The organism is Microcoleus sp. ARI1-B5, from assembly GCF_036705795.1.
GTDB lineage: Bacteria > Cyanobacteriota > Cyanobacteriia > Cyanobacteriales > Microcoleaceae > Microcoleus.
The window spans coordinates 178,833-187,114 of the sequence record NZ_JAUBVK010000015.1 but is presented as its reverse complement, the minus strand read 5'-3'; the positions used below and the strand labels follow the sequence as shown (position 1 = coordinate 187,114).

Annotated in this window: 8 protein-coding genes; 2 read left to right on the top strand and 6 right to left on the bottom strand. The window is 44.1% G+C overall.

Annotated features, from left to right (window positions below; genetic code table 11):
- Positions 1-79 precede the first annotated feature (79 nt).
- From QUB63_RS21485 to yqeK, 4 genes are all read right to left on the bottom strand, one after another.
- A complete protein-coding gene (locus QUB63_RS21485; protein WP_332947335.1) occupies positions 80-1,033 on the bottom strand; it encodes an asparaginase in 954 nt (317 codons plus the stop codon).
- 166 nt (positions 1,034-1,199) lie between these two features.
- On the bottom strand, positions 1,200-1,700 hold the full coding sequence (locus QUB63_RS21480) for a CGLD27 family protein (protein ID WP_332947334.1): 501 nt from the start codon (positions 1,698-1,700) through the stop codon (positions 1,200-1,202).
- The gene (rsfS, locus tag QUB63_RS21475) at positions 1,697-2,131 is read right to left on the bottom strand and encodes a ribosome silencing factor (protein WP_332947333.1); all 435 of its coding nucleotides are present in this window, start codon (positions 2,129-2,131) and stop codon (positions 1,697-1,699) included. Before rsfS ends, QUB63_RS21480 begins: the two co-directional genes overlap by 4 nt.
- Positions 2,132-2,269: 138 nt before the next feature.
- Positions 2,270-2,905, bottom strand: coding sequence for a bis(5'-nucleosyl)-tetraphosphatase (symmetrical) YqeK (gene yqeK, locus QUB63_RS21470; RefSeq protein ID WP_332947332.1), 636 nt, complete (start codon positions 2,903-2,905; stop codon positions 2,270-2,272).
- A gap of 203 nt (positions 2,906-3,108) precedes the next feature.
- Between yqeK and QUB63_RS21465 the strand changes: the two genes are divergently transcribed.
- Together QUB63_RS21465 and QUB63_RS21460 are read left to right on the top strand one after the other, a co-directional pair.
- Positions 3,109-3,384 carry a BrnT family toxin gene (locus QUB63_RS21465; RefSeq protein WP_332947331.1) on the top strand — a complete coding sequence of 92 codons (276 nt, stop codon included), beginning with the start codon at positions 3,109-3,111 and terminating at the stop codon, positions 3,382-3,384.
- Positions 3,385-3,403: 19 nt separating this feature from the next.
- Positions 3,404-3,622 (top strand): BrnA antitoxin family protein, encoded by a 219-nt coding sequence (locus tag QUB63_RS21460; RefSeq protein WP_332947330.1) that lies wholly within the window; start codon positions 3,404-3,406, stop codon positions 3,620-3,622.
- 36 nt (positions 3,623-3,658) lie between these two features.
- Here QUB63_RS21460 and QUB63_RS21455 read toward each other — a convergent pair whose 3' ends face one another.
- Complete coding sequence (locus tag QUB63_RS21455) at positions 3,659-6,805, bottom strand: tetratricopeptide repeat protein (RefSeq protein ID WP_332947329.1); 3,147 nt, start codon at positions 6,803-6,805, stop codon at positions 3,659-3,661.
- Complete coding sequence (locus QUB63_RS21450) at positions 6,798-8,201, bottom strand: ATP-binding protein (protein ID WP_332947328.1); 1,404 nt, start codon at positions 8,199-8,201, stop codon at positions 6,798-6,800. The genes QUB63_RS21455 and QUB63_RS21450 overlap by 8 nt, the downstream gene beginning before the upstream one ends.
- Positions 8,202-8,282 lie beyond the last annotated feature (81 nt).

The following is an 8,282-nucleotide window of genomic DNA, read 5'->3' as shown; positions in this document are numbered from 1 at the left end:
AGAGGGGGAGAGGGGGGGAGGGGAGAGGGGGAGAGGGGGAGCTAGATATACAATGTTAAATGGTTAAATGCAGAACAACTTAAAGCATCGAAACTTCGCCGACTACCTCCAAGCGCTTAAACTCGCTGAGAGTCAGGTAAGTATCCGAGAGAGTTTCGGCGATCGTCGCAGTAATCCAGCCCAACTGCTTGAGCAAGTGAATCGCCACAGCAAACTGAGCGCGCTTGCCACCATCCGTGACCTTAATTGCCAAGCCCATGCCTTCACCAACCCGGCCAATGCACTGCACCCCTTCGGCGCCGGACTTGCTCACCAATTCCCCTTGAGTCAAGCGCATCAGTTCCGTGTCAAATTTGCCGTCACCGGCAACCATCATCGGGTGGTGAGTCATAGCGCGGACAATCCGCTCCATATCCACATTGTCGCCGGAGGCTAATTTAGCGTACAAAGACGCCATTTGTCCCAACTGCAAGAGATAGGTAGGAGCGCCGCAGTCGTCGCGAGCGCTGATAAACTCTTCGGCAGGCATTGCCAGCAAGTCAGCCACTTTGCCCAAAATAAGCTGCTGGACGGGATGTTTGCGGCGCAAATAAGTTTCCAGAGGCCAGTGGAGTTGCTGGCAGACAGCCAGCATTCCGGCGTGTTTGCCGGAACAGTTGTATTGCAGGGCGCTCTTTTTGCCTTCTGGAATGGGGCATTGAAGTTTAGATGGGTCAATGTCGCAGCGCCACAGGACGTTAAATACCTGCCGCGATTGCTCGATCGTACCTTGATGGGAGCTGCAAATAATCGCTAAATCTCGATCGGTCAATTCGTAGCGTTCCAAAGTGCCGCTCGCCGTCACAGCCAAAGCTTGAAACGGTTTGAGAGAAGAACGGACAAATGTCGCGGTTTCCGAGTTACCGGCAACCGAAAGAACGCGGCCGCGTTTGTCGCAGACAGCGGCCTGGGCGCGATGCCTAGATTCTGGAATACCTTCCCGCAGCAGTGTGACTTCCAATTCGGGAGCTTGGGTTCGTTTTCCCCTTGTCATATCAATTTTAGATTTTAGATTTTAGATTTTAGATTGGGGTGGAGGAAGTTTTGAGTTGCGAGTTGTGAAGTTAATCTTTTGGCGATTGTTTCTAACTCAAAACTCTCGGGCGGGCACAAAACGGCGCCGCCCCTACGACTCAAAACTTCCCTGTTACCATGAACGATTACACACAACTCCAAATTAGTCCCCCGGCAACCAGCAATACTGTCAAACCATAAAATGTCTGCCGCAGACGCTTGAGAATGGGTTCTAGTTCGTAGTTGACTATCAATTGGTCTTGAGCTAAAACTTCGGGAGTTTTAGGCCAAGATTGACAATCGTACCAGCCAGACTCTTCGTAGACGACTGTGGGATTGTCCAGGCGCGATCGCACGTAGAACCAACCCAAGTAAAGCCGCAGCAAAGCTAATCCTAGAATAAAACCGGCACCAGCGGTAGCGGTGAGGGCAAACTGAACTGGATACTTGAGGGGAGCAAAGCTGGCTGCTGCTAAGGGCCCGGATACCAAGCAACTCCAACCCCATACCCAAGCTAGTTTTGCCAGATATGCGGGCCAATCGAGAGTTACCCAGCTAAAAAACCAGGATTCTGTAAGTTCTTGGTATTCATTAACCGGGCGCTGTTCTTCTGGAACAGGACAAATAGAAACAGAAGCGTTTTTCACATTAGCGATCCTCTCGGCGCGGTGGGAAAGTCAATCCGTTCGGCGTGTCCCCAGAACGCTTCTAAATTGTAAAACTCGCGCTCTTGAGGCTTCAAAATGTGGATAATCGCGTCGCCGTAGTCCATGACGACCCAACTGGCGTCTGATAGCCCTTGTGTGCGCAGCGGCAAGCGTCCCCATTCCTGTTCTACTTCGTCTGCGATGGCTTGGGAGATGGCTCGTACCTGGACGTTGGAAAATCCGGTGAAGATTGCAAAGTAGTCAGCTAGATAGGATACTTCTGCTACGCTCAGCAATACAATATCAACTGCTTTGCGGTCATCGGCAGCGGCAGCAGCGGTCAATATCAGGCCGCGGGCTTCGTCTGGGGTGGTGGCGTCCGTTACTGTGGACTGGGCCCGGGAGTATTCGAGTTGGGTTAGATCTGACATTAAGTGTTTAAGTTCCTAATTGATACGGTAAGGGGGAATTGGTGCGCTATTGGCTTTCGGTTGTTGGCAGTTTGAGCAGGGAAATAGGAGTTAGGTTGAAGCCAAAAGTAAGTACAGGATTGCTGGTAAATTTTACTTTTAACTTGTGATTTGTTCGATCGACTTTCCCGTCGAATTTCCTGTTTCCGGCGATTCGCGAGCCATTTGCAGCGCCCAATTGCGCGTAAGTACGGTGCGGGGGTGGATGTAGCAGCGAGTTTCTAGCAAATATTTAAGAGAATAATCGCTAGTTTGCCACACGGCTGCATAAAGATTTTGCCAGCTTGCCTCGCGCAGTGCTTGTAGTTCGGCTGTGTTGCCGCGGCTCGGCTCTATAGTGTCTGCTACAAATACGGTACAACTGAGCTGGCTCATGTTTGGTCGGCCGAGGGTATGATTGGCGATTGCGTCCAAGATTTCTCGATCGACCACCCCGAATTCGTCTCTAGCGACGATCGCGCTCGCGTCTGCGTGCAGCAAATGCGGGTGTGCTTCCAACACTGAGTCTAACTCTAAACCTTCCTTCTGAGCCATTTGTAGCAGCAGTTGGGGTTTAAAGTATTTTGCTGCGTCGTGCAACAAACCTGCCTCTCGGGCTTTTGCTTCGTCTATACCGTAACGGCGGGCCAAGTCTCCTGCTGTCTGTTCGACTCCGAGGATGTGTGTGATGCGGGCGGCAGGAACGCGCTGTGTGAGCCAAGCTAGGACTTTTTCGCGATCGAGTGCAAGTGTCAAATATTAACTCCCAAATTGTAGGATCTACTATTTTAGCGTTTTGTTTCGATCGGCTGTTGTGTCGGGTACGCAGGGGTGTGGTGACTTCTGGGATGGGGAGGGGTGAAGGGGGCAAAGGGCGCGATCGGCACAATTCAAAGATGTGATAAAGTGAGTGGCTGTAACGACAAATTGTAGTTACAATATCTATTGACAATCAAGGTATGGAATTTGAGTGGGATGAGACTAAACGTCTTACCAACCTTAGCAAACATGGAATTGACTTTATCGACGTTCCAGTAGTTTTTGATGGAGAAATCCTGACGGTTGAGGACGAACGATTCAGTTATGGGGAGCAAAGGTTTGTGACTTTTGGTTTGTTGCAAGGGCGAGTAGTCGCTATCGTCCATACAGAACGAGAGGAATGTACCCGCATTATTTCCGCTAGAAAAGCAACTAAATATGAACAACGAATTTACTTCGAGCAAATCTCAAACTGATTGGCAACGCCTAGATGCCATGACTGATGAAGATATTGATTTCTCTGATTGCCCTGAAATTACGCCTGAAATGTTCGCAAAAGCAGTAGTTCGGAAAGGTTTGCCCAACCCTAAGACTAAAGCTCAAGTTACCTTACGCATTGACAGTGATGTTTTGGAGTGGTTTAAATCTCAAGGTCGTGGTTATCAAACCCAGATCAACGCCTTACTCAGAGAATATATGAAAGCCCATCAATAGTTATAATATTAGCCCTTCCCGTACAGCCTTAATGTATTATCTGATTCCTGTGTTCAAAGGAAGACAATTAGAGGCAAATACAAGCAAGTCCGCACAAACTTTTGCAAGACTTGTATTCGGATCGAGCCGAATCGCATTCTCATAATCTTCAGTTGCTTTTTGATACTCTTCAGACTTGTGGAAATAAATGCCTCGACGATAGTAAGCCTTAGCAAGAACAGGATTGTAAGTATTTGCTAACTGTGGACTTAACTCAATTCCTTTAGTCAAATCCTCGATCGCGCCTTGATACTCCTTTACCTTATTACGAAAATCACCTCTGAGGCAGTAAGCTTTGGCGAAATCCTTATCTATTTTCAGAATTTTAGTTAAATTGTTAATCGCATTTTGTATATCTATGCCTCTGCCAGAAGTTATGCAGTCTACTATTTTCTTGTATTCTTGCCTAGCAAGATCGTACTTTGCTCCAATTGCGTCCATTGAAATTATATCAAAGTCTTCATGATTCAAGCCTATGATATCGGATGCTTTACAAAATGACTGATTTGCCTCGAAATAAAACTCCAACCTTGATAGTGCTGTACCTCTATCCCACCAAGCCTCGTATAAGTTGGGGTTTAGCTGTATAGCTCGATCGAATATCTTAATTGCTTCTTCGTATTCTCCTGAATCTAATAATTCTCTACCTTGAATAAGGAATTCCTCTGATTTTTGTAACTCACCTAGTATCCAATCCTGTTCGGTAAGTATGTCAGAATTATCCATCTTAAAACGCAGGAAGTGTACTCTACCAGATTCTTCACCTGCGACGATAGTCATTCCATCAGGTGAGACTGCACAATAATTTATTGCACTATCTCCATTGAACCTGGCAATTGCCTCGCCAGTCTGCAAATCCCAAACTCTCAGAGATCTATCGCTAGAAGCTGAAACGGCATACTTGTTATTTGGCGTAATCGCCAAACTTTGTACTGAGTTAGTATGACCCGCTAAAGTTAGTAACTTACTACCAGATTGTAAATCCCAGACTTGAAGAGTGTTTCTATCTAAAAGACATACTACTGCCGTACCATCAGGATATAGAGATATAAAATTATTTAATTTACCATAACCTTTTAAGGTTAACAACTCAGATCCTAATTGCAAATCCCAGACTTTAATGCTATCTTTACCATAGGAAACTACTTTTTTACCATCAGGAGAGACCGCCAAATCCCATATAACCTCAGTATGTCCTATTAAAGTTCTCCACTCTTTCCCCGATTCTAAATTCCAAACTTTTAGAGTTTTATCCCAGGAAGCTGAGACAACTTGCTTTCCATCAGGAGTGATAGCTACAGAAACTACCATCTCGCTATGTCCAATCAGAGACATGACTTCCACTCCAGATTGTAAATCCCAAACTTTTAGACTTTTATCCTGCGAAGCCGAGATCGCTTTTTTTCCGTCTGGCGCAATCGCCACAGCGAATACATCATCTTTATGACCTCTCAAGCTTAGCAATTCCTCACCATTGCACAAATTCCAAACCTTGATACCGTGAAATGAGGTTGCGATAACTCGTTGTTGATCGGGAGTAAAAGTGATAATTTTATTTAAAGGAGATACCAATAATTCAACGTCAACCCCCTCCAAAGTGAACAATTCCCTGCCAATATGCAAATCCCAGACTTTGATATCTTTGTGACCTACTGAGAGTGCTTTTGTTCCATCAGGGGTAACTGCCACTACCTTTACTAGAGATTTGTGTCCAGGTAGAATGGGTGACTTTCTTTTATTCTCTAAATCCCAAATTTTGAGGGTATTATCCTGAGAAGCTGAGACTGCCCATTTCCCATCTGAAGTCACTGCTACGGCAGTTATATCCCCTGTATGTTCGCCCAAGGTGCGATATCGAGGCCAAGCCTCATCCGTTAAATCCCATACTAAAATACTTTTGTAACAGCCTGATACTGCTAGTTTGCCATTGGGTGTAAGAGCGACAACACCTTGTCCATGTATTCCGGCAGTCACTTTCAGGGATTGTAATTTTTCGCCAGAGTCTAAATTCCAGATTATGAGAGACGGGTCGTCAGAAGAAGCTGAGATAGCTTGCTTTCCATCAGATGTAATAGCTATATCATTTACTTCTCCTTTCCGCCAATCATAGATTCCTTTGTGGCCAGTTAAAGTGTGTAACTGCTCCCGTGTTTGTAAGTCCCAAATTTTTAAACTTGCGTCACTTGAAGCAGAAATAACTTTTCTACCATCAGGAGTCACCGCAACAGCATTAATCATAGCGGTATGACCATCCAGGGTAAATAATTCCTGACCAGTTTCTAAATCCCATACTTTAATAGTATTGTCTGATGAAGTCCAACCTGCCAAAGCAGTGCTTTTCCCGGCACCTGACACTATTTTTTTACCATCAGGAGTGACTGCTAAAGCATTTACTCTTTCCTTATGTTCCGTTAGATTAAGTAACTGCTGACCTGTCTCTAAATCCCAAACTTTGATAGTATTGTCTGCTGAACCAGAGATTACTTTTTTGCCGTCGGGTGTAACAGCCACAGATAAGACCGAACTATTATGCCCTGTCAGAGGTCTTAACTCTTGACCTGTGCGTAAATCCCAAACTTTGACAGTATGATCCCATGAACCTGAAACTATCCATGTTCTTTCAGGAGTTTCTGCTATTGCTACTGCTGATACATTACCAATTGATGAATCAGTCGTGCTTTTATGTCCAGTCAAAGTCCTTACTACAGATATGCCAGGGGGTAATAAACTGGGAGTTAACGGATAAAGAATAGGAGCTTCTTTTTGTTTTGCCTGGGTCAACAAGGTTTTAATCTCTGGAGTTGCAAAGTGTTGCAAACGACCCATTAATTGCCCTGCTAGTTGGTTTTTATCATCAGCTAGAGCATTAGCCGACATCCTAATCGCATCTTGAATTAATTTCAGATTGTCCTTGATCTCTTCAGAAATCTCAATATCAGGTTGCAAAGCCAAATCATAATCTGTAATTAGTGCCTGTACTCCAAACTCTTTGTGAGAAATCTTAGCATCAATGAAATCAAAATTGGTTAACAAACTCTGCAATCGCTTTGCCTCTCTTGCATTCGCTAGATAAATTGGCATTTCCAAAGTATCTCGTCTCTCGGCAGGTGGCATATTGGCTAACCGTGCTTTTAAATTACTCATCTCCAAGCAATCCCTTCCACAAATAATCTGACTTTTGTTTGTTAATTTTTTGAATCGAAACCCGTGCAGCCTCTAGAGTTTCATGCTTATGCAAAAATCTCCAAAAATCAGGGTGATAGATGCTGTAGCAAACTTCACCTTCAATAGTACGCTTGTGTAAAAATTGTAGCCATGCTTTTAAGACATCCTGTACTTTCAAAGGAGTTTCGCCAATATACCCAGAGATTAGCTGGCATGAAATTGGCTGACGGCTTTCTGCCAAATGATACATAACATTAATTTTGACGTTTGAACGCGGTATATCATTCATCCCCATTTTCTGCCAGTGGAATTGATAGTATTGCTGCAAGCCTAGAGGTAAACTATCGAGGTTCAAGTCTGGATATATATCCTCCTCAATTCCATACAAAACATAGTACAAATACATGAAATTGTTTTCACTTCTAGCTGCAATTTCGTCAATAAAATTTTGTTCTGTCAGGTTCTGGATTTGAATCCATTGACGTAGCTTATCACTACCGTCAACTCGATTTCTAATATAGGTGCAGACATCTTCATGACTTTGAGATTGATAGTCCATCAAGTTAAATATTTGTTGTGCTGCATCAGTCACTAATGGTACATCAACTCCACATCGAACTGTTGTTACAAAATAAATCCCGCTTGGCAAATAACGTGGCAAGTAAAGAATATTAGCATTTTTGTTTGTTTGGCTGGACTGGTCAACTTCATCTAAGGCATCAACCGCAATCACCACGGGTTTACCGTTTCTCTTTATGGCAACTTCCTTTAACAAGTTTTTGAGGAAAACGTTATCGCTCTTGGCATCGGCAGGTAAAGGCAAAGAATAGGATAGTTGATACTGTTTGATTAGTTGTTTGCAGACACTCTCTAAGAATTGGTCTGCGCGATTTTCGCCGTCATTTTCTACATTAAAATGAGCCACACACCCAGTATCCTGCACATATTTCGCCAGAATCGTACTTTTCCCAATTCCAGGATCGCCGATGATAGTGAAATAGCCGCTTGTTTTGCTATTAATAAATTTTGCTATTTCCGTGAATACATATTCACGCCCGACGAAATCCTTGGTTTTCTGGTCGATTATCGTTTGAAAAGGATGAGCAGAAAGAGATCGCGCTTGCTCATCATCATCTAGGTTCGGTTCAGCGTCTTCAGACAAATCAACAATCTTTTGCTCCTCCAGATCTAGCGCCGTGCAAATTCCCTTAAAAAAATGATTATCAATTTTAGTACCATTGAAAAAATTGGAAATTGTATTAGAACCACAGCCAGCCTCTGTGGCTAGACGTTTTTTTGTCCAAACCTTACGTTTAAGAGCCTGTTCAGCTTGGTTAATACCTGCTTGAGTTGCACGACGCGAATTCCTTCCCATAGTCCCTCCACAGAACTTACACCGAGAAAAATATAAAGTTTTGTTACAAGTCAAAAAACTCAAAAAACTCAAAACCAACTC

Coding starts and splice junctions, on each gene's coding strand:
- QUB63_RS21450 (WP_332947328.1), bottom strand. CDS start 8,201: ATGGGAAGGAATTCGCGTCGTGCAACTCAAGCAGGTATTAACCAAGCT.
- QUB63_RS21460 (WP_332947330.1), top strand. CDS start 3,404: ATGACTGATGAAGATATTGATTTCTCTGATTGCCCTGAAATTACGCCT.
- QUB63_RS21485 (WP_332947335.1), bottom strand. CDS start 1,033: ATGACAAGGGGAAAACGAACCCAAGCTCCCGAATTGGAAGTCACACTG.
- QUB63_RS21465 (WP_332947331.1), top strand. CDS start 3,109: ATGGAATTTGAGTGGGATGAGACTAAACGTCTTACCAACCTTAGCAAA.
- rsfS (WP_332947333.1), bottom strand. CDS start 2,131: ATGTCAGATCTAACCCAACTCGAATACTCCCGGGCCCAGTCCACAGTA.
- QUB63_RS21455 (WP_332947329.1), bottom strand. CDS start 6,805: ATGAGTAATTTAAAAGCACGGTTAGCCAATATGCCACCTGCCGAGAGA.